General features: G+C 72.0%; 24 protein-coding genes and 1 tRNA gene. 22 read left to right on the top strand and 3 right to left on the bottom strand.

All coding sequences use genetic code 11. The annotated features are described in order from the left end of the window. Positions 1–254: 254 nt before the first annotated feature. Positions 255–1,301: a phosphoserine phosphatase SerB gene (gene serB / locus GU5_RS14715; protein ID WP_010525051.1), complete on the bottom strand. Its 1,047-nt coding sequence runs from the start codon at positions 1,299–1,301 to the stop codon at positions 255–257. A 71-nt stretch (positions 1,302–1,372) separates the two neighbouring features. On the opposite strand from serB, the gene GU5_RS0107935 reads away from it, so the two are divergent. The 9 genes from GU5_RS0107935 to GU5_RS0107895 all read left to right on the top strand — a co-directional run bounded on the left by GU5_RS0107935 (position 1,373) and on the right by GU5_RS0107895 (position 10,165). Further along, entirely contained in the window at positions 1,373–2,158 is a 786-nt protein-coding gene (locus tag GU5_RS0107935; protein ID WP_010525050.1) for an ABC transporter ATP-binding protein, read from the top strand. Beyond that, the gene (locus GU5_RS0107930; RefSeq protein WP_010525049.1) at positions 2,158–2,982 is read left to right on the top strand and encodes a sulfite exporter TauE/SafE family protein; all 825 of its coding nucleotides are present in this window, start codon (positions 2,158–2,160) and stop codon (positions 2,980–2,982) included. Before GU5_RS0107935 ends, GU5_RS0107930 begins: the two co-directional genes overlap by 1 nt. Then, positions 2,979–3,884: an RNA methyltransferase gene (locus GU5_RS0107925; RefSeq protein WP_010525048.1), complete on the top strand. Its 906-nt coding sequence runs from the start codon at positions 2,979–2,981 to the stop codon at positions 3,882–3,884. The genes GU5_RS0107930 and GU5_RS0107925 overlap by 4 nt, the downstream gene beginning before the upstream one ends. A gap of 85 nt (positions 3,885–3,969) precedes the next feature. After that, on the top strand, positions 3,970–4,227 hold the full coding sequence (locus GU5_RS0107920) for a type B 50S ribosomal protein L31 (RefSeq protein WP_010525047.1): 258 nt from the start codon (positions 3,970–3,972) through the stop codon (positions 4,225–4,227). A gap of 105 nt (positions 4,228–4,332) precedes the next feature. Next, positions 4,333–5,427 carry a biotin/lipoate A/B protein ligase family protein gene (locus GU5_RS0107915; protein ID WP_010525046.1) on the top strand — a complete coding sequence of 365 codons (1,095 nt, stop codon included), beginning with the start codon at positions 4,333–4,335 and terminating at the stop codon, positions 5,425–5,427. A 132-nt stretch (positions 5,428–5,559) separates the two neighbouring features. Further along, positions 5,560–5,645 (top strand) — tRNA-Leu (locus tag GU5_RS0107910). A 423-nt stretch (positions 5,646–6,068) separates the two neighbouring features. Then, a complete protein-coding gene (locus GU5_RS0107905) occupies positions 6,069–7,535 on the top strand; it encodes an SPFH domain-containing protein (RefSeq protein WP_010525045.1) in 1,467 nt (488 codons plus the stop codon). A gap of 102 nt (positions 7,536–7,637) precedes the next feature. After that, complete coding sequence (locus tag GU5_RS0107900; protein ID WP_010525044.1) at positions 7,638–8,969, top strand: M20/M25/M40 family metallo-hydrolase; 1,332 nt, start codon at positions 7,638–7,640, stop codon at positions 8,967–8,969. Then, entirely contained in the window at positions 8,966–10,165 is a 1,200-nt protein-coding gene (locus GU5_RS0107895; RefSeq protein WP_010525043.1) for an acyl-CoA dehydrogenase family protein, read from the top strand. Before GU5_RS0107900 ends, GU5_RS0107895 begins: the two co-directional genes overlap by 4 nt. A gap of 21 nt (positions 10,166–10,186) precedes the next feature. Here the strand turns inward: GU5_RS0107895 and GU5_RS0107890 are convergent, their stop codons facing one another. Next, a complete protein-coding gene (locus GU5_RS0107890; protein ID WP_010525042.1) occupies positions 10,187–10,444 on the bottom strand; it encodes a DUF5703 family protein in 258 nt (85 codons plus the stop codon). Between the two features lie 208 nt (positions 10,445–10,652). Between GU5_RS0107890 and GU5_RS0107885 the strand changes: the two genes are divergently transcribed. The 3 genes from GU5_RS0107885 to mshC all read left to right on the top strand — a co-directional run bounded on the left by GU5_RS0107885 (position 10,653) and on the right by mshC (position 13,433). Further along, positions 10,653–11,021, top strand: a complete 369-nt coding sequence (locus GU5_RS0107885) for a hypothetical protein (protein WP_010525041.1) — start codon at positions 10,653–10,655, stop codon at positions 11,019–11,021. 152 nt (positions 11,022–11,173) lie between these two features. Further along, positions 11,174–12,019 (top strand): undecaprenyl-diphosphate phosphatase, encoded by an 846-nt coding sequence (locus GU5_RS0107880; RefSeq protein WP_139084378.1) that lies wholly within the window; start codon positions 11,174–11,176, stop codon positions 12,017–12,019. Positions 12,020–12,143: 124 nt separating this feature from the next. After that, positions 12,144–13,433 carry a cysteine--1-D-myo-inosityl 2-amino-2-deoxy-alpha-D-glucopyranoside ligase gene (mshC, locus tag GU5_RS0107875; RefSeq protein WP_010525039.1) on the top strand — a complete coding sequence of 430 codons (1,290 nt, stop codon included), beginning with the start codon at positions 12,144–12,146 and terminating at the stop codon, positions 13,431–13,433. 47 nt (positions 13,434–13,480) lie between these two features. Here the strand turns inward: mshC and GU5_RS0107870 are convergent, their stop codons facing one another. Beyond that, on the bottom strand, positions 13,481–14,434 hold the full coding sequence (locus GU5_RS0107870; protein WP_083830401.1) for a PAC2 family protein: 954 nt from the start codon (positions 14,432–14,434) through the stop codon (positions 13,481–13,483). 103 nt (positions 14,435–14,537) lie between these two features. Here GU5_RS0107870 and GU5_RS0107865 point away from each other — a divergent pair, with 103 nt between their 5' ends. The 10 genes from GU5_RS0107865 to GU5_RS14705 form a co-directional block, all read left to right on the top strand. Then, positions 14,538–15,353, top strand: coding sequence for an HAD family phosphatase (locus GU5_RS0107865; RefSeq protein WP_010525037.1), 816 nt, complete (start codon positions 14,538–14,540; stop codon positions 15,351–15,353). Next, positions 15,353–16,114: a site-2 protease family protein gene (locus GU5_RS14710; protein ID WP_010525036.1), complete on the top strand. Its 762-nt coding sequence runs from the start codon at positions 15,353–15,355 to the stop codon at positions 16,112–16,114. Before GU5_RS0107865 ends, GU5_RS14710 begins: the two co-directional genes overlap by 1 nt. A gap of 139 nt (positions 16,115–16,253) precedes the next feature. After that, positions 16,254–17,306: a tRNA (adenine-N1)-methyltransferase gene (locus GU5_RS0107855; RefSeq protein WP_033228022.1), complete on the top strand. Its 1,053-nt coding sequence runs from the start codon at positions 16,254–16,256 to the stop codon at positions 17,304–17,306. Beyond that, on the top strand, positions 17,303–19,042 hold the full coding sequence (gene arc / locus GU5_RS0107850) for a proteasome ATPase (protein WP_010525034.1): 1,740 nt from the start codon (positions 17,303–17,305) through the stop codon (positions 19,040–19,042). Before GU5_RS0107855 ends, arc begins: the two co-directional genes overlap by 4 nt. Beyond that, positions 19,039–20,874 carry a depupylase/deamidase Dop gene (gene dop, locus GU5_RS0107845; protein ID WP_010525033.1) on the top strand — a complete coding sequence of 612 codons (1,836 nt, stop codon included), beginning with the start codon at positions 19,039–19,041 and terminating at the stop codon, positions 20,872–20,874. Before arc ends, dop begins: the two co-directional genes overlap by 4 nt. A 70-nt stretch (positions 20,875–20,944) precedes the next feature. Beyond that, positions 20,945–21,181: a ubiquitin-like protein Pup gene (locus GU5_RS0107840; RefSeq protein WP_010525032.1), complete on the top strand. Its 237-nt coding sequence runs from the start codon at positions 20,945–20,947 to the stop codon at positions 21,179–21,181. Positions 21,182–21,185: 4 nt separating this feature from the next. Then, complete coding sequence (pafA, locus tag GU5_RS0107835; protein ID WP_010525031.1) at positions 21,186–22,676, top strand: Pup--protein ligase; 1,491 nt, start codon at positions 21,186–21,188, stop codon at positions 22,674–22,676. Between the two features lie 140 nt (positions 22,677–22,816). Then, positions 22,817–23,887: an FKBP-type peptidyl-prolyl cis-trans isomerase gene (locus GU5_RS0107830; RefSeq protein ID WP_010525030.1), complete on the top strand. Its 1,071-nt coding sequence runs from the start codon at positions 22,817–22,819 to the stop codon at positions 23,885–23,887. Positions 23,888–24,046: 159 nt separating this feature from the next. After that, positions 24,047–24,451, top strand: a complete 405-nt coding sequence (locus GU5_RS0107825; protein WP_010525029.1) for an FKBP-type peptidyl-prolyl cis-trans isomerase — start codon at positions 24,047–24,049, stop codon at positions 24,449–24,451. 6 nt (positions 24,452–24,457) lie between these two features. Further along, positions 24,458–24,688, top strand: a 231-nt coding sequence (locus GU5_RS14705; RefSeq protein WP_010525028.1) for a hypothetical protein, incomplete at its 3' end; no start/stop codon positions are given.

The following is a 24,688-nucleotide window of genomic DNA, read 5'->3' as shown; positions in this document are numbered from 1 at the left end:
GGGATTGCCGAACGCTCACGAGAGCGCATGCTCCCTGTGAGAACGGGGCCTCCGACGGGTTCCGGACCTTCTGTCCCCATCCTCCTCCTCGCCGCCGTCGCGCGCCAGGGGGAGGACGAGGGGGCGACTGCCCGGAGCGCGGGAGTCCCAGCCCCGGCGCAACGGGACGGAGGTGCTCAGATGAGCAGATCGGGCGGGTCGGGACCGTGAGGAGGATGACGTCCGACGACGGTCGCGCAGGCTCGGACGCCGGCTCAGCCCAGTCCCAGCGCCATTCGGACCAGGTCCAGCGAGCGATGGCGGATCACCAGGTCCGCCCGGTCGGCCAGCGCCGGCTTCGGACAGAAGGCGACGCCGACGCCGGCGGCGGTCACCATGTCCAGATCGTTGGCGCCGTCGCCGATCGCGACCACCGAGGCGGATGGGACGCCCGCGGCCGCCGCCCATTCGTGCAGCCGAGCCGCTTTGGCGCCACGGTCGACGACGGCGCCGGAGACCGCTCCGGTGAGCGTCTCCCCGGCCACGGCGAGGTCGTTGGCGTCGACGCCGCTCAGCCCCAGCCGGGCCGCCAGCGGCTCGAGCACCTGCAGGAAGCCGCCGGAGACTGCATGGACGGGCCAGCCGCGGCGTGTGCAGGCGGCGATGAGCTCCTCGGCGCCGCAGGTCGGGGAGACGGCCTCGACGGTGGAGGCGATGACGGAGGTCGGCAGCCCGGCCAGTGCGGCGACCCGCTCGTGCAGCGAGGCGGCGAAGTCCAGCTCACCGCGCATCGCCCGCTCGGTGACCTCCGCGACCTCCGCCTCGCGGCCCGCGTGGGCGGCGAGCAGCTCGATGACCTCCTGGTCGACGAGCGTGGAGTCGACATCCATGATCAGCATCCCCGGATCCGCCGGCCGCATCGCCTCCGGGAGCACGGTGACGGTTGCCTCCTCCGGCGCGTCGAGCTGTTCGGCGGCGTCCTCGAGCAGCGAGGCCAGCAGCTGATGCCCGTGGCCGTCGTCGGAGTCGGTCAGCGTCGTCGACCAGCGGGCCGCGCGCACCGTCGTCGGCTCTGCCGCGCCGACCGGGCGGACCGGGACGTCATGGACCTCCACGGCGTGGACGGCGCCGCGGCGGCGCATCTCCTCGGTGAGGGCGCGCAGCAGCGGGGCGGGCAGCGTCTCGGCGGCGAGCATCGCCACCGTGCCGGCGGGCATGTCGGCGGGCAGGTCGGCGGGCAGGTCGGCGGGGGAGTCGGCGGGGCGGGCGACGGAGCGGTCGGCGGAGGCCGCTGACGAGGAGGTGGAGGAGGACTCAGTCATGGTGGTCCCAGACTAGCGTCGCCGCGACGCGGCCGCCGTGCACGGCCGCACCGTTCGATAGTGTGGGGCGCATGAGTCCAGTCCTCGATCTCCAAGGCGTCAGCGTCCGCCGCGGCCGCACGCATCTGCTCGACGACGTGTCCTGGACGGTCGGCGAGGACGAGCGGTGGGTGGTGCTGGGCCCCAACGGCGCCGGCAAGACCACGCTGCTGCAGGTCGCCGCCGCCCGTCTGCACCCGACCAGCGGCTCCGTGCAGATCCTCGACGAGACGCTCGGCGCCGTCGACGTCTTCGAGCTGCGTCCGCGCATCGGCCTGTGCTCCAACGCGGTGGCCGGTTCGCTGCCGGAGCGCGAGACCGCGCTCAACGCCGTGGTCACCGCCGCATACGGGGTGACGGGCCGCTGGCGCGAGGAGTACGAGCGCCTCGACGAGCGCCGGGCCTTCGAGCTGCTCGACGCCTGGGGCGTGAGCACCGCCTTCGACCGGCCGTTCTCCTCGCTCAGCGAGGGCGAACGCAAGCGGGTGCAGATCGCTCGGGCGCTGATGACCGACCCCGAGCTGCTGCTCCTCGACGAGCCCGGCGCCGGTCTGGACCTGGCCGGCCGCGAGTGGCTGGTCCAGCGCACCTCGCGGCTGGTCGCCGCCGAGGACTCGCCGGCGGCGGTGCTGGTGACGCATCACCTCGAGGAGATCCCGCCGGGCTTCACCCATGTCCTGATGCTGCGCGACGGCCGGACCGTCGCCTCCGGGCCGATCGATGAGACGCTGACCACGGAGACGCTCTCCGAGACCTTCGACATGCCGCTCGAGCTGCACCGCCGCGACGGACGGTTCTCGGCCTTCGCCGCGTCCTGATGGAGCTGCTGGGGCTCGGCCTCGACCAGATCCTGGTCATCGCCCTGGCGGCGATCTGGGCCGGGGCGATCAACGTCGTCGTCGGCTCCGGCACGCTGGTGACCTTCCCGGTGCTGGTCGCCGTCGGCTTCCCTCCGGTGACCGCGACGATCTCCAACGCGATGGGCCTCATCGCCGGCAACGTCACCGGTACGCTGGGCTATCGCCGCGAGATCGCCCAGGTGCGCACCACGCTGCTGCGTCTGGTGCCGGCCTCGCTCGTCGGCGGCGTCGTCGGCGCGCTGCTGCTGCTCACGCTGCCGGAGGAGGTCTTCGAGACCGTCGCCCCGCTGCTCATCGTCGTCGCGCTGGGCTTCGTCCTCGGACAGCCGCGGCTGAAGCGGTGGGTCGCCGACCGGGCCGCCCGCGCCCGGGACGAGCAGCCGGCCGGCCGGCCGACGGACCCCGACCCGCGCCCCTCGGCCGCGCTGACGGCGCTGGTCTTCGGCGCCGGCGTCTACGGCGGCTACTTCGTCGCCGCCCAGGGCGTGCTGCTGGTCGGCATCCTCGGCGTCTTCCTGGCCGGCACCATGCAGCACGCCAACGCCGTGAAGAACGCCCTGGTGCTCACGGTGAACCTGACTGCGGCGGCGAGCTACCTGCTGCTGGCCTTCGATCGCATCGCCTGGCCGGTGGTGCTCATCGTCGCCGTCGGCTCGACGATCGGCGGCTTCGCCGGCGCCTGGGTGGGTCGGCGACTCAGCCCCGGGGTGCTGCGTGGGGTCATCGTCGTGCTGGGACTGGTGGCGCTGGGCGTCATGGTCCGCGACCTGGTGGTCGGATGAGCGACCTGTCCGCGACGCCGTCGGCGGACTCCCTGCCGAATCCGGTGATCCGGCTGGACGGCGTCGACCTGCGGCATGGAGCTGCAGGCGGCGATCCCCGGCTGGACGACCACCGGTCGCTGACCGACGCGCAGCTGCGCCGCCGCCGCGACGCCGAGCAGGGGATGTACCTCGCCGAGTCTCCGCTGGTCGTCCGCCGCGCCGTGGCCGCGGGACATCGGGTGCGCTCCTTCCTGCTGGCCGAGGAGCGGCTGGAGGATCTGGCCGACGTCGTCGCCGCGTGCCCCGAGGCGCCGGTGTTCCTCGGCGGCGAGGACCAGCTGCGGTCCCTGACCGGCTTCCGCATGCACCGCGGAGCGATGGCGGCGATGGAACGCCCGCGCGAGGCCGCGGCCGACGAGGTCGTCGACGGCGCCCGGACGCTGCTGGTGCTCGACGGACTGACCGACCATGTCAACCTCGGAGCGATCACCCGCACCGCCGCGGCCCTCGGCGTCGACGGCCTGCTGCTCTCGCCCGGCTGCGCCGATCCGCTCTACCGACGCAGCGTGCGGGTCTCGATGGGCGCGGTGCTGACCATGCCCTGGGCCCGGATGCCGCGCGACGCCGACGGCGGCTGGGCGACGGCCGCCGCGAGGCTCCGGGCGGTGGGGATCACGCTCGTCGCGCTCGAGCTGTCCGAGACCTCGCGGTCGCTGACCGATGCGCCGGTCGCGGCCGCCGAGCGGCTGGCGCTGGTCCTCGGCGCCGAGGGGCCGGGCGTCTCCGCCTCGGCGCTGGCGGCCGCCGACCACCACGCGTCGATCCCGATGGCGGAGGCCGCGGGCCTCGACTCGCTGAACGTCGCGGCCGCCGCGGCCGTGGCCTGCTGGGAGTTGGGCCGGCGGCCCGGTCTGGGTTAACATGTCATGTTGGTCCACCATGGGCCGAGACGATCCACGAGCTTCTGGCAAAAACCAGCGGCAGACACGAAGGACACGTGAACCTATGCAGTCTGACATCCACCCCGCCTACGCGCCGGTCATCTTCAACGACCTGGCCTCCGGCGAGAAGGTCCTGACCCGCTCCACCGCGACCTCCGAGAAGACCATGGAGTGGGAGGACGGCAACACCTACCCGGTGATCGACGTCGAGATCTCCGCCGCGTCGCACCCGTTCTACACCGGCAAGCAGCGGATCATGGACTCCGCCGGCCGTGTGGACAAGTTCAACAAGCGCTTCAAGGGCTTCGGCGGCGGCCAGTGAGCCGCTGACCGACGACGGTCCGTCGCACGAAGGGGGTCACGACTGCGGTCGGGGCCCCCTTCGTCGTGCGCGAGGGGATAACGTGCCGAGCGTAGGATGGAGCCCATGAGTGCTGTCGAGCGCGCCCACCGCGGCGAGGACGTCCCCCACGGCGAGTACAAGGTTCCCGGCGGCAAGCTGGTCGTCGTCGACGTGACCGTCGATCCGGACCAGGACACGATCGGCGACGCCTCGGTCAACGGCGACTTCTTCCTGGAGCCCGACGAAGCCCTGGGCGACATCAACCGCGCCCTGGTCGGCCTGCCGACCGACGCCTCGCGGGCGACGATCGCCGAGGCGGTCCGCTCCGGCCTGCGCCCCGAGGCCGAGCTGTTCGGCTTCGACCCGGAGGCGGTGGGCATCGCCGTGCGTCGGGCACTGGGCCACGCCACCCGCTGGGAAGACCACCGATGGGAGGTCATGCCGGCGCAGAAGCTGCCCATCGCGCTGCACGTGGCCCTCGACCAGGTGCTCACCGAGGAGGTGGCCGCGGGGCGCCGCCCGCCGCTGATGCGGCTCTGGGACTGGAACGAGCGGGCCGTGGTGATCGGCTCCTTCCAGTCGCTGGCCAACGAAGTCGACGCCGATGCCGCCGCCGCGCACGACACCACCGTCGTCCGGCGCATCTCCGGCGGCGGGGCGATGTTCATGGAGCCGGGCAACTGCGTGACCTACTCGCTGTCGCTGCCGACGTCGCTGGTCGACGGGATGAGCTTCGCCGACTCCTATCCGTTCCTCGACGCCTGGATGATGGAGGCCCTGCGGGAGGTCGGCGTGGAGGCGCAGTATCAGCCGCTCAACGACGTCGTCTCCCCGCAGGGCAAGATCGGCGGGGCGGCGCAGAAGCGGCTGGCCGGCGGGGCGATGCTGCACCATGTGACGATGAGCTATGACATGGACGCCGAGCGGATGATGCAGGTGCTGCGCATCGGGCGCGAGAAGATCTCCGACAAGGGGATCCGCTCGGCGGTCAAGCGCGTGGACCCGCTGCGCAGCCAGACGGGCATGGCCCGCGAGGACATCCTGGACACCTTCGTGCAGGTCTTCGCCCGGCGCCACGGCGCCGAGGTCGCCGAGATCCGCGAGCATGAGATGGCCCGGGCCCGGCAGCTGGTGGAGGAGAAGTTCGGCGCCGAGGCATGGACAGCGCGCGTGCCCTGAACCGGTCTGCGGGATCGGGCGCCGCATGCGCCGAGGAAGGCCTGGTGAGCCGGGGCGCGGATTGGTGGTCGGCGGTCCGGTCGTGCTAGAGTTTTCTGGTGCCGCCGACGAGGTCGGCGGTGATCAGCACCTGCGCGGGTGGCGGAATAGGTAGACGCGCTAGCTTGAGGTGCTAGTCCTCGTCTTAGAGGGTACGGGTTCAAGTCCCGTCTCGCGCACGAACGGCAGAAGCCCCGGATCGATCCCCGCGGATCGGTCCGGGGCTTCTTTCGTGCGCCCGGACGTCCGGGGTCGCCGTTCGTGGGTTAGCGGGGGTCAGCGGCCGGGCCCGGCACATTGCTCGGGGGCGGCCGGGTCGGCCGAGGACGAGGCCGTCTGCACCCACGGCGTCGCTCCGGCGGCGCGGGCCGCGGAGCCGGCCCGGTCGTCGGCAGAGCCCAGCACGCCGGAAATCCCTGTCGATATACACCGGTCATGACACGTACCATCGGCCCCATGGGTCCTGCGGCGATGAGCCCCGGCGGGCACCCACCACGTCATGACCTCCTGCTCCGCGCGCAGAGGTCTCGGAGCACGCCTGGCGGGAGACCAGCTGATGGTCACGGCAGCCGAAGCCCCACAACTCATGGAAGGACGAACTCGTGGACATTCTGACAACAGGCGGCGCGATCGCGATCGTGATCACCCTGGTCGTGGCGGCCGTGCTCGCCGGGATCGTCGGGCTGATCATCATGCGTGCCTGGACGAAGGTCGCCCGTGCGGACGAGGCCCTGGTGGTCACCGGCAAGTCCTCGAAATCCGACGCCCCGGAGACGCGGCCCAAACAGGTCATCGTCAACGGACGGGCGATCGTCAACCCGATCCGGCAGCGGCACGAGATCATCTCGCTGCGCTCCCGACAGGTCTCGATGACCGTCACCGCGCAGAGCCATGACAATGTGACCATCAACGCCGAGGCCGTGGCGCTGGTGAAGATCGGCAGCGCGGTCGACGACGTCAAGGCGGCCTCCGAGCGCTTCGCCTCCCAGGATGAGGCGGTGGTCGAATACACCCAGGACCAGCTCGAAGGCGCACTGCGCGGCCTGATGGCCCAGCAGACGGTCATCCAGCTGATGCGGGATCGGCAGAAGTTCTCCGACGAGATCTCTCGATCGATCTCCCCGGAGCTTCGGACCCAGGGCCTTCTGCTGGACTCCTTCCAGATCCGCGAGATCACCGACGATTCGGGGTACATCTCCTCCCTGGGTGCTCCGGAGATCGAGGCCAAGCGCCAGGCGGCGGAGATCGCCGCGACCAACGCCGAGCGGGCCATCGCCAAAGAGCGGATCGCGAACAGCGAGCAGAACCTCATCGAGGAGACCGAGTACGACTCGAACCAGGCCGCCGCGACGTCTCGTGTGGGGCAGGCACGAGCCGAGGCGGAGCAGGCAGAAGCTCTGGCCGGCGAGAAGGCTCGCCAGCAGGTGCTCGGCCAGCAGGCGGAGAACCGTCAGTCCGAGCTGGACGCCGAGGTCAAGCGTGTCGCCGATGCTGATCTCTACAAGCAGCAGAAGCATGCCGACGCCGAAGCCTATGAGCGCACCAAGGCCGCAGAGGCGGAAGCCCTGGTCGCCGAGTCGGAGGCCCGTGCGCGGTTGCAGCGCTCCGAGGCTGAGGCCACCGCGATCCGCGAGCAGGGTGAGGCCAAGGCCGCGGCGATCCGCGCAGAGGCGGAAGCACTGCGCGAGAACCAGGAAGCCGTCTTGGCCCGCGAGGCGCTGGCAGTGCTGCCCCAGCTGATGGACTCCTTCGCCGCCGGCTATGCCAACATCGGCTCGATGACACTGATCGGCGGGTCCGGCGAGTCAGGGGCCTCCGAACACTTCGACGGAGAATCCTCCGTGGCCCTGGCCGGAGTCTTCAAGCGCGTCGAGGCCGCCACCGGCATCGATCTGGGGTCGATCCTGCAGGCGAAGGTCCAGGGAGAGGCCGTCGGGACGGCGATCTCCGAGTCCGGACAGGGCCGCTCCGGAGGATCGCCCGGGCCGGCGGCCGAGTCCTCCGCACCCGATGTCGGCGACCAGGCTCACCAGGAGTCCAGCACCCCGGCACCGGCGTCCGATGCCTGAACGTCCTGCCCGGTCTCCCCTGTCGGCGGAAGGACCCCGAGGGCAGACCCCGCGGTAGGCTGGTCACCGGCGAGACCACCCCACCGTCTGCAGGAGGCGCTGATGACCCCCACCGATGCCGACACCGTCGATCCCGCGGCGCAGGCCGAGGCCGACGTCGTCGACTTCTGTCGCGACCTGATCCGCATGGACACGCAGAACTGGGGCAACGGTGAGGCCTCCGGCGAGCGCGAGGCCGCCGAGTACTGCGCGGGGATCCTGCAGCAGGCCGGCCTCGAGCCCGAGCTCGTCGAGACCGCGCCCGGACGCACCTCCGTGGTGGCGCGGCTGGCCGGCACCGATCCGGAGGCGGGCGCGCTGGTGGTCCACGGCCACCTCGACGTGGTCCCCGCCCAGGCGGCCGACTGGCAGGTCGACCCGTTCTCCGCGGAGATCGTGGACGGCATGATCTGGGGCCGCGGTGCGGTGGACATGAAGGACATGGACGCGATGATCCTCGCCGCCGTGCTGCGCATGAGCCGGGAGGGGCGCCGTCCCCGGCGTGACCTCATCATCGCCTTCTTCGCCGATGAGGAGGACAACGGGCGCCGGGGCGCGGGCCGGATCGTCGCCGACCGCCCCGAGCTCTTCGACGGCGCGACCGAGGCGATCAGCGAGGTCGGCGGGTTCTCCGCCGACATCGCCGGTCAGCGGGCCTACCTGATCCAGACCGGGGAGAAGGGCCTGCACTGGACGAAGATGATCGCCGAGGGGACCGCCGGACACGGATCGGCCGTGCAGCGCGACAACCCGGTGGTCACCCTGGGGGAGGCCGTCGCCGCGATCGGCGCGCACCGCTGGCCGATCGAGTACACCAAGACCACTCGGGCGCTGATGGAGCAGCTCTCCGAGCTCACCGGGATCCCCTTCGACGAGGAGGACCCCGCGCCGCTGCTGGAGGCCACCGGGTCCACGGCGAAGTTCATCGCCGCGACCCTGCAGAACACCTCCAATCCGACGGCGCTCGACGCCGGCTATAAGCACAACGTGGTCCCGGGCTCCGCCGAAGCGTTGGTCGACGCGCGCACGCTGCCGGAGCAGGACGCGAAGGTCGCCGCCACACTGGCCGAGCTGGCCGGGGACAAGGTGCGCTTCGAGCTGCAGAACGGCGGCCCCTCGCTGGAGGTGCCCTTCTCCGGAGCGCTGGTCGAGTCCATGGTCTCCAGCCTGCGGGTCGAGGACCCCGAAGCCGTGGTGCTGCCGTACATGCTCGGCGGCGGCACGGACAACAAGCATCTGGCCTCGCTCGGCATCGCCGGCTACGGCTTCGCCCCGCTGCGTCTGCCGGCCGAACTGGACTTCACCGGCATGTTCCACGGCGTCGATGAGCGGGTGCCGGTGGATGCGCTGCAGTTCGGCGTCCGCGTGCTGCACCGTTTCCTGGAGGCGCAGTGACGGGCGGTCCGGGGGTCGGCGCCGACGGACGCACCCACGACGGGGACCGGCTCGCCGCCGTGCTGGACGAGGAGCTGCTGGACCGCATCCGTGCCCGTGCCGGCGACTACGATGCGCGCAACGCCTTCTGCCACGAGGACGTCGAGGAGCTCGCCGCCGCCGGCCTGCTGCGCGGTCTGGTGCCCGTCGAGCACGGCGGCCTGGGCTGGGACCTGCCGACGACGGCGGCCGCTCAGCGGCTGCTGGCCGCCCACGCTCCCGCCACCGCGCTGGCGGTGAACATGCACCAGGTCTGGGTCGCCGTCGCCCGGCGGATGGTCGCCGGCGGGCACTCCGAATTCACCCAGGTGCTCGACGAGGCCGCCGCCGGCGAGATCTTCGCCTTCGGCATCTCCGAACCGGGCAACGACACGGTGCTCTTCGACTCCACCACCGATGTGCGCACCGGTGCCGACGGCTCGGCGTCGTTCACCGGGCTGAAGATCTTCACCTCGCTCACCCCGGTCTGGACTCGGCTGGGGCTGCTCGGTCGCGACGTCGACGGCGGCGAGACCCCGCTGGTGGTCGGATTCCTGCCGCGATCGGCCCACGGCTGGTCGCCGACGGGGGAATGGGACGCGCTGGGCATGCGCGCCTCGGGCTCCTTCGCCACTGCGCTGGACGCCGCGACGGTGCCCGCCGAGCGGGTGGTGCGCCGGCTGCCCGCCGGCCCGAATCGGGACCCGCTGGTCTTCGCGATCTTCTCCAGCTTCCTCGGGCTGCTGTCCGCGGTCTACACCGGACTCGGCGACAGGGCGCTGCAGCTCGGCGCCGAGCATGCCGCCGCACGCACCGCGCTGTCCACCGGGCGTGCGCTCTCGCAGGACCCCGACGTGCGCTATCGGCTGGCCGAGGCGCAGCTGGAGCAGCTCGCCCTCGACGCCCAGCTGCGCGCGACGCTGACGGATCTGGAGTCCGGCGTCGACCACGGCGAGACCTGGTTCCCGCGCCTGGTGTCGCTGCGCACGCGGGCCACGCGCATCGCCCGAGCCGGCGTCGACGCCGCGCTGCAGGTCAGCGGGGGAGGGCAGTATGTCCGGACGAGCGAGCTGTCCCGGCTGCATCGGGACGTGCTGGCCGGCATCCACCATCCCTCCGACGACGAGTCGGCCCACCGCACGCTGGCCGCCCAGCTGCTCGGCCCGCTGGAGGACTGACCCGGCCGGAGGCCCGGACGCTCAGAGCGTGCGCCGGACCTTCATGATGCGCCGGCGCAGCCAGTACTTGCGGACTCCGCCGGAGTAGATCCGACTGCGGCGCAGCTCCCAGCGCCCCTGCTCGGCGTGGTCGACGACCCGGCGTCGGACCTCGGCGAGGGACTCGCGCGGCTCGCAGCGGATCACCAGGTACTCCCAGGCGGAGCCCGCCCCGGAGTCGTCGGTGTGGTGCGCCGCCACGGCGGAGGCGGATCCGGAGAAGTGCTCGGACATCGTCACGCTCGCTCTCTGCTGCGGTCCTTCCGGCAGGGCCGGCCGGCGCGGTCGGGCCCTCGGGGCCACACCCTAGCGCACGACGGGCGGCGGCCGGCACCGTCGGGCGCGGTCTCCGCGGCGCGCCGTCGATGTGTCGTGCCTCATCGTGTCCGGCCGAGGATTCCTCCGTCGACGTCTTACCGTCGGGCCGCGGCGTTGGTACCGTGAAGCCATGAACATCGATCCCCGCGTCGCACTGAGCACGCTGACGAACGCCCTCGAGGAGCACCTTTCTGCCTCCCTCAACCGTCGCGGCGAGGAGGACCCTGCAGTCGAGTCGGCCTTCTACGGCGTCGCCGACGCCTTCGAAGCCTATGAGGACGCCCTGTTCGCGGCCACCGGTGAAGTCACTCCGCTCGACCTCTACGAGGAGGAGGGCGACGACGAGGACGACTTCGACGACGAAGAGGACGAAGAGGACGAAGAGGACGAAGAGGACGAAGAGGACGAAGAGGACGAAGAGGACGAAGAGGACGAAGACGAGGGCGACTTCGACGAGGAGGCCGAGGAGGACGAGCCCGCCTCGGCCCGCGGCCTCTGATCCCACGGCACGGTCCGGCACCGGCGCGACGTCCTGTCCGGAGCGCAGAGCGCCGTCGGTGACCGGAGAGGAGGTGCGGTCGGCGAGGGGTGGGCGATGTCACTGACGGCGTCCACGGCACACAGCGTCAGGTTCACCATGTGGGCGGACTGATGGAATACGCTCACGGTGTGCAATGGATTGAAGCGATCATCCTGGGGCTGGTCCAAGGTCTGACGGAGTTCCTCCCGGTCTCCTCCTCGGCGCATCTGCGCATCGTGGGGGAGTTCCTGCCCGGAGGCACCGACCCGGGAGCGGCCTTCACCGCCATCACTCAGCTCGGCACCGAGGCGGCGGTGGTCACGTTCTTCTGGCGTGACATCGTGCGCATCGTCGGCGCCTGGTGCCTGGCGATCGCGGGGAAGCGCCCCCATCGGGATCCCGATGTGCGCATGGGATGGCTGATCATCGTCGGCTCGGTGCCCATCGTGGTGCTGGGACTGCTCTTCGAGGACCAGATCGAGAGCGTCTTTCGTTCGCTCTGGCTGGTCGCCGCCATGCTCATCATCTTCGGATTCATCCTGTCCGTCGCGGACCTGAAGAGCCGGCAGCGCAAGCCGCTGGACCAGCTGACCGTCCGCGACGGCATCCTCTTCGGGCTCGCGCAGTCGCTGGCGCTGGTGCCCGGCGTCTCGCGCTCGGGCGGCACGATCACCGCCGGTCTGCTGATGGGCTACACCCGCGAGGCCGCGGCCCGGTACTCCTTCCTGCTGGCCATCCCGGCCGTCTTCGGCTCGGGCTTCTATATGCTCATCCAGTCCGTCGGCGAGGCCTCCGGGCCCTATTCGCTGCCTCAGACGGCGCTGGCGACGGTGGTCGGCTTCCTGGTCGCCTATGTGATCATCGGCTGGTTCCTGAAGTTCATCTCGAGCCACTCCTACACCCTGTTCGTGGTCTATCGGATCCTGGTGGGGCTGGCGGTCTTCGTGCTGCTCGGCCTGGGCCTGATCAGCGCATGATCCGGCCCGGGCCGGCCTGAGCGCGGAAATACCGGCGGACGTCGGACTGTTGGCCAGTGGTCGGACGCCCCCTGCCCCACAACGCCCCCGCGCCGCGCGCGACGGGGAGGAAAGGACCGACTGCGTGGAATCGTGGACCTCCCCGACTGTGCCGAGAATCCCCGCGCTGCCGCCGACGCTGCGGCTGCATGACACGGCGACCGCCCGACTGGTCGAGGTCGAGGCCCGCGACGGCGTGGGCTCGCTCTACGTCTGCGGGATCACCCCCTACGACGCCACGCATCTGGGGCATGCGAACACCTATGTGAACTTCGACCTGCTGGTGCGCTACTGGCGCGCCTGCGGGCTCGAGGTGCAGTACGTGCAGAACGTCACCGACGTCGACGACCCGCTCTTCGAGCGCGCGGCCGCCACCGGCGTCGACTGGCGCGAGCTGGGGGAGGAGCAGACCGAGCTCTTCCGTCGCGACATGGCCGCCCTGGGCGTCATCGCTCCGGACGTCTTCCGCGGTGCGGTCGAGTCGGTGCCCGAGGTCGTCGCCGACGTCCAGCGGCTCGTCGAGGCCGGGATCGGGTACCGGGTGCCGGTGCCGGAGGAGGAGCGCGTCGACGCCGCAGACGGCGACGACGTCTACTTCGACATCGCCGCCGCCGAGGCCGCCACGGACTGGAGGCTGGGCTCGATCGGCGCCTACGACCGCGCCGCGATGGAGGAGCTCTTCCCCGAGCGCGGCGGCGATCCGCAGCGTCCGGGCAAGCGCGATGCGCTGGATCCGCTGCTGTGGAGCGCGCGGCGCGCGGGCGAGCCCTGGTGGGAGGGCGGCACGCTCGGTCCCGGCCGACCGGGCTGGCACATCGAGTGTTCGGTGATCTCCCGGCGTCACCTGCCGGCCCCGTTCACCGTGCAGGGCGGCGGCTCCGACCTGCGCTTCCCGCACCACGAGTTCTCCGCCGCGCATGCCACGGCCGCCGACGGAGTGCCGCTGGCCGAGACCTACGTGCACACCGGCATGGTCGGGCTGCGCGGCGAGAAGATGTCGAAGTCCCAGGGGAACCTGGTGCTGGTCTCCGCGCTGCGCGAGGCCGGCGTCGATCCGCAGGCCGTCCGGGTGCTGCTGCTCAGCCACCACCATCGCTCCGACTGGAGCTTCACCGACGAGGAGCTCGCCGCCTCGGGGGAGCGGCTGACGCGCTGGAAGGAGGCCCTGGCCCGGGCGCCGCGCACCGGCGAGGCCGGCGAGGAGCCCGAGGATCTTCAGCACGCGCTGCACTCGACGCTCTCCCAGGACCTCAACGCTCCGGCGGCGCTCGAGCAGCTGGACCTCTGGGCGGCCGGTCAGCTGGCCGCCGGCACCGACGCCGCACGCGTCGCCGACGTCGTGCAGGCGCTGCTCGGCATCGACCTGCGTGCCTGATCGGACCCGGCCGGCGGCCGTGGGTCCGAGGGATCGGCCGCGGTGGATCAGCCGCGGCCGCCGGAGCCGAATCCGCCCTCCGGCGGGCGCCGACGGCGCAGGTAGCGCTCGAACTCCCGGGCGATGGCCTCGCCGCTGGCCTCGGGGAGGTCCGAGGCGTCGGTGGCCTCTTCGAGACGCTTGACGTACTCGGCGATCTCCTCGTCCTCCTGAGCGAGGTCGTCGACGCCGCGCTCCCAGGCCGCGGCGTCCTCGGCGACGTCCTCCACGTCGAGCGCGAGCCCGAGCAGGTCCTCGAGCTCGCGCATCAGCGCCAGCTGCGCCTTCGGCGACGGCGCCTGGCCCACATAGTGCGGCACCGCCGACCACAGCGAGACCGCGGGGATCCCGGCCTGGAAAGCGGTGTGCGAGAGCACCCCGACGATGCCGGTGGGGCCCTCGTAGGTCGGCTCGTCGACGTCGAGCAGGTTCTGCAGCTGCTCGTCCTCGGTGGACAGCGCCGCGGGGATCGGGCGCGTGTGCGGGACATCGGCCAGCAGCGAGCCCACCAGCACGATCGCGTCGACGTGATGCTCGGCCGCCCGGGTCAGCAGATCCGCGGTGAAGCCCTGCCAGCGGAAGCTGGGCTCGACGCCGTGGACCAGCAGCAGATCCATCTCGGCCCGCCGGGGACGGGCCCGGAAGATCCGCGTCGAGGGCCAGATGATCTCCCGGTGGGAGCCGGTGCGGCGGACCTTCGGGCGGGTGAACTGGTAGTCGTAGTAGTCCTCGTCCTCCAGTCGCTCGACGAGCTCGGCGTCGGCGGCGGAGCCGATCGAGCGCACTGCCGCCGTCGCCGCGCCTCCGGCGTCGTTCCACCCTTCGAAGGCCAGCACCATCACCGTCGGGCGCGCGGTCGTGCCGTCGCCCACCTCGCGCAGATGCGCGGCGAAGCGGGCGGCGCGGCCGGGCTCCTCGGCCGGCCGGTCCTGCGGCTGCGTCGTCTCGTCCACGCTCCTCACACTAGCCCCGGGGCCTGCGCGGGGGAAGCACCCAGGTCAGCGTCGCCTCCGGCTGTGATCTGCTCGACGGCGCGACGCGGCGCGACCTCCTAGACTGGTCTCCATGGTCTCGAGCGCCCCCGTCCCGTCCTCCGCCGTCCGTCCCTCCCTCGCCGATGCGTCGGCGTCGGACCGTCCGGAGCAGCGTCTGCAGGCGGTGTTCTGGGACATGGACGGCACGCTGGTCGACACCGAGCCGCATTGGATCGAAGCCGAGTACGAGCTCGTCGCCTCCTACGGCGGCACGTGGTCCCAGGAGCAGGCCCATGCCCTGGTCGGCCAGGCGCTGACCCACAGCGCGGCCGTCCTCCAGGAGGCCGGGGTGCGGATGACCGCTCGCGAGATCATCGACTGGATGATCACCCGGGTCGCCGCCCGGGCTCGGGAGAACATGCCGTGGCGGCCCGGCGCGCGCGAGCTGCTGGCCGATCTGCACGCCGCCGGGGTGCGCTGCGCGCTGGTGACCATGTCGGAGTCGCTGCTGGCCGAGACGGTCGTCGCCGCCCTGCCGACCGGGCACCTCGAGTTCGTCGTCTCCGGGGACATGGTCACCGCCGGCAAGCCCGATCCGGAGGCCTACCACCAGGCGGTCGAGCGGATGGCCGCCGACCATGCCGACGTCGCCGGCGAGCCGCTGGACCCGGCGCGCTGTCTGGCCGTGGAGGACTCGGTGCCCGGCACCGCCGCGGCGGCCGCCTCCGGTCTGCCCACGCTGGCGGTCCCGCACTTCAGCCCGCTGCCCCAGGACGACCGCTGGCATCTGCGCGAGAGCCTGGAGGGGCTCGACGTGGGCGCCCTGGCACGGATGGTCGGCGACGGCGCTCCCTCCTCGCGCACCCGGTCCGTCGACGCGGTCCCGGACGCCCCGGCGGCCGGCTGATGGCGCGTCGGCGCGGAGGAGCCGCGGCGCGGGTCCGCATCGCCGGCATCCCGCTGCGACTGCGCGCCTCGTGGCTGATCGTCGCCGCGGCCATCGTGCTGCTCTTCGGTCCGCAGGTCGCCCGGATCTTCCCCGAGCTCGGCGCCGGAGCCTACGCGGTGGCGCTGGCCTATGCGGGGCTGCTGCTGGTCTCGGTGCTGGCCCATGAGCTGGCTCACGCGTTGAGCGCGCGGGCCTTCGGCTGGCCGTCGACCGAGATCGAGCTCAACCTGTGGGGCGGGCACACCGAGTTCCTCGCCGCCGACTCCACGCCCACGAAGTCGCTGGCAGTCTCGCTCGCCGGGCCGGCGGCGAACCTCGTGATCGCCGGGATCGGCTGGTGGCTGATCGAGACGTTCACCCCGGTCGGAGTCCTCGGCATGCTCGCCTCGGTGACGGTGCTGATGAACTTCCTGGTCGGGGTGTTCAACCTGCTGCCCGGTTTGCCGCTGGACGGCGGCCGACTCGTCGAATCGACGGTCTGGGCGGTCACGGGCAGCCAGCGGCGCGGAGCGCTGGCGGCCGGCTGGGCCGGACGCGTCGTCGTCGCCGGACTCGTCGTCGCCGCCGTGTGGCTGCTGATCGGCGACGGCGGCACGAACCTGGTGGTCGTGGTCGTCGCCGCGATGGTGAGCTTCTTCCTGTGGCAGGGCGCCTCGGACACCGTCGCAGCGGCCCGCGCCGGTCTGCGGCGAGAGCGTCGCGAGGGTCGGGGACGATAGGCTCGCAGTGCCGCCCGGCAGGATCGGCCGCCTCCGTCGGCGGCCCGGCCCCGCCTGATGACCGACCCCTCGAGGAGGACGATCCCCCGTGACCACCACCCAGCCCGACGGCCAGAGCACCGGACCCGTCGGCGCACGGATGCGCACCGGCCCGCTGCGCGCCGGCCAGCGCGTCCAGCTGACCGATCGCAAGGGCAGGCCGAGCACCATCACGCTGCAGCGCGGCGGCGAGTGGCACACGCATCAGGGCGTGCTGCGGCATGACACGCTCATCGGCCGGCCCGAGGGGATCGTGGTGGCCAACGAGGCCGGGCACGAATACCAGGTGCTGCGTCCGCTGCTGAACGACTTCGTGCTCTCCATGCCGCGCGGTGCGACGGTGGTCTATCCCAAGGACTCCGCCCAGATCGTCCAGGTCGCCGACGTCTTCCCGGGTGCGACCGTCGTCGAGGCCGGAGTCGGCTCGGGGGCACTGTCGCTCTCGCTGCTGCGCGCGGTCGGCGACCAGGGCGTGCTGCACTCCTATGAGCGGCGTGAGGACTTCGCCGAGATCGCCCGCGGCAACGTCGAGGCCTTCTTCGGCGAGGAGCATCCCGGCTGGGAGGTCCACGTCGGCGACATGCAGGAGAAGGTCCTCGAGGTGGAGGAGCCCGGGTCGGTGGACCGGGTCGTGCTGGACATGCTCGCCCCCTGGGAGTGCCTGGACGCGGTCAAGCAGGTCATGGCTCCGGGCGGGGTGTGGGTCAGCTACGTGGCCACGGTGACCCAGCTCTCCCGGCTGGCGGAGGCGATCCGCGCCTCCGAGGGCTTCACCGAGCCCGAGGCGCACGAGACCATGGTGCGCACCTGGCATCTCGACGGGCTGGCGGTGCGGCCGGACCACCGGATGATCGCCCACACCGGCTTCCTGCTGGCGGTCCGCCGGCTGGCCGACGACCAGACGCCGCTGCAGCTGAAGAAGCGGGAGAAGCAGTCCGAGGTCAGCTCGGAGGATCTGGCGGCCTGGCTGCCCGACGACGTCCAGCAGCCCTGGGACGAGCAGGCGTTCAAGAAGCGTCCGGTCACCGGGAAGAAGGCCCGCAAGGCCGCCGCCCACGCGCAGAAGCTGGCCGAGGCCGCCCGCGGGGCGGTCGACGGCGACGACGCCGGCGAGGCCTCGGTCGCCGAGGAGGAGCGAGAGGAGCAGCAGTGAGCGAGGACCAGCAGCAGGCCGACGCCGAGCAGCTGCACAGTCGGCTCGAGCAGGCGCACCGCCAGCTCGACGCCATGCGCCGCCGGGCGCGCGAGCTCGAGGACCAGGCGCGCACCGCCGGGCGGCAGAACACCCAGCTCGCCGAGACGCTGCAGGCCGCGCGCGGACGCATCGAGGAGCTGCGCGAGGCGCTGCACGCCGACGGGCAGGCGCCGTTCTCCTTCGCCACCGTCATCGCCTATCGTCCGCGGCACGAGGTCGTCGAGGGGCGCGAGATCGAGGCGACCGCCGGGCCCGGCGTCGACGTGCTCCACGCCGGACGTCGGATGCGGGTGAGCCTCTCGCCGCTGCTGGACCCCGAGGAGCTCGAGCCCGGCGCGGAGGTGCTGCTGAACGAGCACCTGGCCGTCGTCGCGGTGCTCGAGCCGGAGACCACCGGAGAGATCGCGCGGGTCAAGGAAGTGCTGCCCGACGACCGCCTGGTGATCCTCTCCCGCGGCGAGGATGAGCGGCTCGTCCGCCTGTCGCCGGCGGCGAGCCGCCGCGCCGAGCAGCCGGTCCGCGTCGGCGACGCGGTCACCGTGGACCTGCGCACCGGCACCGCCACCGAGATCGTCCCGCTCTCCGAGGTCGAGGACGTCGTGCTGGAGGAGACCCCCGACGTCAGCTATGCCGACATCGGCGGACTGGGCGAGCAGATCACCCAGATCCGCGACGCCGTCGAGCTGCCCTTCCAGCATGCCGACCTCTTCCGCGAGCACGGGCTCTCCGCGCCGAAGGGCATCCTGCTCTACGGGCCGCCCGGCTGCGGCAAGACGATGATCGCCAAGGCGGTCGCGTCCTCGTTGGCCGAGGAGGGGCCCGGCGCCGACGGCGGGGTGCGCTCGCCGTTCTTCCTGAACATCAAGGGCCCGGAGCTGCTGAACAAGTATGTCGGCGAGACCGAGCGCCATATCCGGGTGATCTTCTCCCGCGCCCGGGAGCGCGCCGACGCCGGCCATCCGGTGGTGGTCTTCTTCGACGAGATGGAGGCGCTGTTCCGCACCCGCGGCTCCGGAGTCTCCTCCGACGTGGAGACGACGATCGTGCCGCAGCTGCTGGCCGAGATCGACGGCGTCGAGACGCTGGACAACGTCATCGTGATCGGCGCGTCGAACCGTGAAGACATGATCGACCCGGCGATCCTGCGCCCGGGGCGGCTGGACGTCAAGATCCGGGTGCGGCGCCCCACCGTCGACGGCGCCCGCGAGATCATGCGCATCCACCTGGGCGCCGGGGTGCCGCTGCGCGCCGATCAGGTGGCCGAGCGCGGTGGTCGCGACGAGGCGGTCCAGCAGCTGGTGGAGGCCGTGGTCGCGCGGCTCTTCCCGGCCGACGGTCGCGCGTGGCTGCGCCTGCGTCATGCCGACGGGGGCATCACGGACCTGGCTGCCGCGGAGTTCGTCTCGGGTGCGGTGCTGGGCAGCATCGTCGACCGGGCGAAGAAGGCCGCGATCAAGGAACACCTCGGTGCCGGACGCGATCCGGAGACCAAGGGCGTGACGGCCGAGCATCTGCGCGTCGCCGTCGACGACGAGCTGGCCGACCAGCAGGATCTGCTCAGCACCGCGGACCCGCAGGAGTGGGCCCGGGTGCTCGGCTCGGCTCCGACGCCGGTGGTCGCCGTCGAGCGGCTGGCCGAGAACGGCGGACGGACGAGCGAGCGCGGCACGGCGCGGAACGGAGGACGGACATGAGCGTGCGACGACTGATCGGCATGGAGACCGAGTACGGGATCCATGCGCCGAGCAATCCTCGGGCCAGCCATGTGGCCCTGTCCATCGAGCTGGTCAACGCCTATGCCGCCGCCGTCACGGAGGCCGGAGGTCAGGTCGCCGGTGCCGAATGGGACTATCAGTCCGAGTCGCCGCTGGTGGACGCGCGCGGCTGGGTGCTCCCGCGCTCAGCGGCTCATCCGAGCCAGCTGACCGACAGCTCTGAGGCAGCCGAGTCCGGTGTCTCGTCGGTCGGCGACGGCGAGGAGATCGCGGGCGTCGGGCCCCTGGCCGGGGTCAGCGGCCCGGACCCCAGCCCGGCCGACGTCGCCGAAGGTGCCGGGGGAGCGGCCGCCGGCCGCGCCGACGTCGAGTTCCAGCAGGCCGGCGCCGCCGGCTGGCGCGGCGACTTCTTCCGGATGCGCGAGGGCCAGCCGCATCTGCTGACCAACCTGGTGCTGTCCAACGGGGCGCGGCTCTACGTCGACCACGCCCATCCGGAGTACTCGGCTCCGGAGACCGTCGGGGCCAAACGCGCGGTGCTGCACGACGTCGCCGGCGACCTGGTGGTCCGTCGCGCCGCGGAGCGGCTGGCCGCCGAGGAGGGAAGTCCGCAGGTGCTGCTCTACAAGAACAACACCGACGGCAAGTCGGCCTCCTACGGGGCGCACGAGAACTATCTGGTGCCTCGCGAGCTGTCCTTCGACGATCTCGTCGCCGGGCTGATCCCGTTCTTCGTCACTCGGCAGATCCTCTGCGGCGCGGGACGCGTGGGGATCGGCGCCGAGCACCCGGAGCCTGGGTATCAGATCTCGCAGCGCGCGGACTTCTTCTTCGAGGAGGTCGGGCTGGAGACCACGATCCGGCGCCCGCTGATCAACACTCGCGACGAGCCGCACGCCGACGCCGGCCGGCACCGTCGGCTGCATGTGATCATCGGCGACGCGAACATGAGCGAGTACTCCTCCTGGATGCGGGTGGGCACCACGGCGCTCGTCCTCGACCTCATCGAGTCGGGCCGCGCCCCGCAGCTGCGGCTGTGGGATCCGGTCGGCGCGCTGAAGGCGATCTCCCACGACCCGACGCTGCAGACGGCGGTGCGCACCAACCGCGGCGAGATGACGGCCCTGCAGATCCAGAGGCTGTATCTGCGCGCCGCCGTCTCCCGGGCCGCCGAGAAGTCCGGCCCCAAGGCCGCCCGCCATGCGCCCGACACCGAGACCGCCGAGGTGCTGGAGGCCTGGGAGCAGCTGCTCGACGACCTCGCGGAGGACGTCGACTCCGCGGCCGATCGCGTCGACTGGGTGGCCAAACGGCAGCTGCTGGAGTCCTACCGCCGGCGAGACGGGCTGGACTGGGACGCGCCGGTGCTGGCGATGGTGGACCTGCAGTACCACGACATCCGGCCGGAGAAGGGGCTGCACCACCGGCTCGTGCGCGCCGGCCGGATGCGCCGGCTGTTCACCGACGACGCAGTGCGCTGGTCGGCCGGCCATGCCCCGGAGGAGACCCGGGCCTGGCTGCGCGGCCAGCTCGTCGCCGAGCATCCTGAGCTGCTCGCCGGGGCCAGCTGGGACCAGATCCTGCTGCGTCCGGATCCGGCGTCGCCGCCCGAGCGGCTCAGCATGCCCGAGCCCACCACCGGCGCGCGTGCCGAGGCCGAGCCGGTGCTGCTCGCGGCGAAGGATCCGCGCGCGATGATCAGCGGGCTGCGCCGCATGCTGGAGCAGGTCTCCTGGCACGACGGCGGTCCGGGCTCGGCGCCGTCGAGCGGCCCGGGCTCTTCGACCGCCGCCTCGCGGCGGACGACGTAGACTCGCAGGACGGCCCCTCGACGGGTCCGTCGGCGGACCAGACACTGGCAGAACGACACTTCGGCAGAAGGTGATCTCCATGGCTCCACACACCCAGGGCGGCGCCGAGCGCCGCCCGCAGGATGCCCGGCAGGAAGAGACGGTCGACGGCGGGCCCGGTGCGGGCGACGCCGGCGCGGCCGGCGGCAGCGCCCAGGCCCGACAGCAGGCCGAGGAGCTCGACGGGCTGCTCGACGAGATCGACTCGGTGCTGGAGTCCAACGCCGAGGAGTTCGTCCGCGGCTTCGTGCAGAAGGGCGGACAGTAGCCGGATGGATCGTCGCGTCGTCGGCGTCGAGACCGAGTTCGGCCTGGCCCACCACGGTGGGGAGCGGCGCGGCCTGCCTCCCGAGGAGGCCGCCCGCTATCTCTTCCGGCCGGTGCTGGACTGGGGGCGCAGCTCCAACGTGTTCATCCCGAACGGCTCCCGGCTGTACCTCGACGTGGGTTCGCACCCCGAGTATGCCACCGCCGAATGCGACCGGCTGACCGACCTGATCGCCTCCGACAGGGCCGGGGAGCTGATCATGCACGACCTCGCCGTCCGGGCGGAGCAGGCGATGGCCGCCGACGGCTATGCGGGCACGCTGTATCTGCTGAAGAACAACATCGACTCGCAGGGCAACTCCTACGGCTCCCACGAGAACTACCTGATCCCGCGCACCACGCATTTCCGGCGGCTGTCGACGATCCTGCTGCCGTTCCTGGTCACCCGCCAGCTGCTGGCCGGGGCCGGACGCATCGTGCCTGCGGCCGACGGCCGCGGCGCGCACTGGGCCTTCTCCCAGCGCGCCGACCACATGTGGGAGGGGATCTCCTCGGCCACCACCCGCGCGCGGCCGATCATCAACACGCGCGACGAGCCGCACGCCGACGCCGGCGTGCATCGGCGGCTGCATGTCATCGTGGGCGACTCGAACATGTCCGAGACCACGCAGCTGCTGCGCTTCGGGTCCACCGACCTGGTGCTGCGGATGATCGAGGCCGGCGTCCCGCTGGGGGACTTCGAGCTCGAGGACCCGATCGTCGCCATCCGCACGATCAGCCATGACCTCACCGGCACCGCGGCCGTGCCGACCCGCGACGGGAGGCGGGTCACCGCCGTCGACGTGCAGGCGGCGCTGCTGGACCGGGCCCGCCGTTTCGTCGCCGAGCACGGCGCCCATCACGAGCACGTCGACGCCGTGCTCGAACTCTGGGAGCGCACGCTGCAGGCCGTCTCCTCGGGCGACCACGCGCTGATCGAGACCGACGTCGACTGGGCGATCAAGAAGCGGACGGTGGAGGATGTCGCCGCCCGCGGCGGTCTGGAGCTGGACGCTCCGCGGCTGACCCAGGTCGACATGGCCTACCACGACGTCCACCCCGAGCGGGGGCTCTTCCGCGTGCTCGAGCGCCGCGGGCGGGCGACGCGGCTGGTCGACGACGACGCCGTCCGCCGCGCGACGGTGGCGCCGCCGGCGACCACGCGGGCGAGCCTGCGCGGTCGTTTCCTGTCCACGGCGCGGGCCTTCGGCGTCGAGCACCAGGTGGACTGGGTCCAGCACAAGCTCGTGGACCGTCCGCTGGAGGCGCTGATGCTCAAGGACCCCCTCGCCGTGGAGGAGCCGCGCATGGAGGCGCTGCTCGACAAGCTCGGCGACCGAGCCGCCCGGCTGCAGGAGCTTGACCTCGAGCAGCGCGCCGCGCAGCCGGGGCCGCTGGCGCTGAGCGAGCGCTATCGCGTCCGCGGCGCGCCGCCGCCGGATCCGCCGTTGATCTGAGCCGGCGCCGCGCCGGAGCGTCCGTGTGCGGCGAGTCCAGATTCCGCAGGTACAGTGCTCCCCGGCGGGGAACGTCTCCCGAGGCCCCGCCGCGATCCGCATCCGCGTCCCCGTCGTCCCGACTCTGGAGGTCGTCCCTCGTGAGCAGAAAGCATCTCGCCCTGTCCCTGCCCGCCGTCCTGCTGCTCGCGGGCTGCGGCGGAGGCGACGGCGTCGGCGACTCGTCGGCCCTGGAGGGCCTCGACGTGCACATGACCGAGGAGGGCGCCCCGGAGGTCGTCGTCAAGGATGCGATCGAGACCGAGGAGCGGTCCTCGCTCGTCCTCGACGCCGGCGACGGTGCTGAGGTCGAGGGCGATCACCTCATCGAGTTCTCCCAGGCCTCCGTGGATCCCAGCTCCGGGTCGGTCCAGCAGGAGAACTTCTCCTCCGGTGCGCCGGGCATGCTGTACCTGCCCGAGCTGAAGGCCGGCGACGAGTTCTCCTACGAGTCGCTGACCGAGACCGGGTTGAAGGTCGGCGGTGAGATCGCTCTGTACGTGCCTGCCGAGGCACAGAGCGGCGGGCAGGAGCAGATGATGCAGCAGCCCACCGACCAGCTGTCGGTGCTGCGCGTGGAGGACACGTTCCCGGATCATGCCGTCGGCGAGGAGGTCGAGCAGTCCGGCGACCTGCCGGCCGTCGAGTCGGCTGAGGGCGAGGCGCCGGAGCTGGTCGAGGCGCCCGGCGAGGATGCCGAGGTGCCGGAGGCCACGCAGAGCGAGGTGCTCATCCAGGGCGACGGCGAGGAGATCGCCGATGACCAGGTGATGCTCGCCCGCTACACCGGCTGGACGTGGTCCGACGGCGAGATCTTCGACTCGAGCTGGCCCGGGGTCTCGGCGTCGTCGGAGGAGTCCGAGGGAGACGCCGACGGTGAATCCGACGGCGAGTCGGCCTCCGCCTCGGAGGACTCCGAGGAGGAGACGCCGGAGCGGCCCTACCAGTTCACCTTCGACCAGACGATCCCCGGGTGGAAGGAGGCGCTGACCGGCAAGCACGTCGGCGACCGGGTGCTCATGGTCGTGCCGGCCTCGGAGGCCTACGGCGAGGAGGGCGAGAGCGAGCTCGCCGGCGAGACCCTGATCTTCGTCGTCGACCTCGTGGCCGCGGTGCCGCAGGAGGATCTCCAGCAGGGCCAGCAGGGCCAGCAGGGCCAGCAGGGCCAGTAGCTCCGGCTCCTCCGTGTGCGACGGAGTGGTGTGACACGATCGTCCGGTGCGGTTCGTCGGCACGCGGCGCTCGGATAGGCTGTCCGACGTGACGCAGGACCGGTCCGGCTGAGGGGCCGCCGGTCGACACCGCCCGTGAATCGAGAGGAAGCCCGGACCATGTCCTTCGGCCAGCGCAGCTACGATCGCACCCGACCCGAGGTCGACTTCCCCGGTGAGACTCCGCCGGAGGACCTGGTGATCGAGGAGCTCATCTCGGGCGGCGGGACGGCCGTGGAGCCCGGCGATCAGGTCTCCTGCCACTACGTCGGCGTCTCCTGGTCCACCGGGGAGGAGTTCGACGCCTCCTGGAACCGCGGCAGGCCCCTGGACTTCACCGCCGGGATCGGTCAGGTCATCCAGGGATGGGACCAGGGCCTGATCGGCATGCAGGAGGGGGCGCGGCGGCGCTTCGAGATTCCGCCGCACCTGGCCTACGGGGAGCAGGGCGCCGGGCCGGCCATCGGACCGAACGAGACGCTGATCTTCGTCGTCGACCTGGTCGGCGTGCGCCGAGCGGGGTGAGCGACTGTGGCCGGCTACCAGTACCGCGGAGGATCGCGCTCCGCCGCGCAGCAGGCCACCAGTCCTCTCGGCGACGCCGCTGACCTGGCCCGCGGCGAGGAGGCGGACTTCTCCGCCGCGCACGATGAGCAGCACGAGCAGGACGTCAGCGCCGAGCGCGCCGTGAGCCGGGCGCTCTCGCTGGCGGCGACCATCGCGGACCAAGGAACCGTCGGCCTGACCAAGTGGCAGATCAAG

The organism is Nesterenkonia sp. F (assembly GCF_000220985.1).
In the GTDB taxonomy this organism is placed as follows: domain Bacteria; phylum Actinomycetota; class Actinomycetes; order Actinomycetales; family Micrococcaceae; genus Nesterenkonia.
The sequence above is the reverse complement of the archived record's forward strand: the minus strand, read 5'-3'. Positions and strand labels throughout refer to the sequence as shown.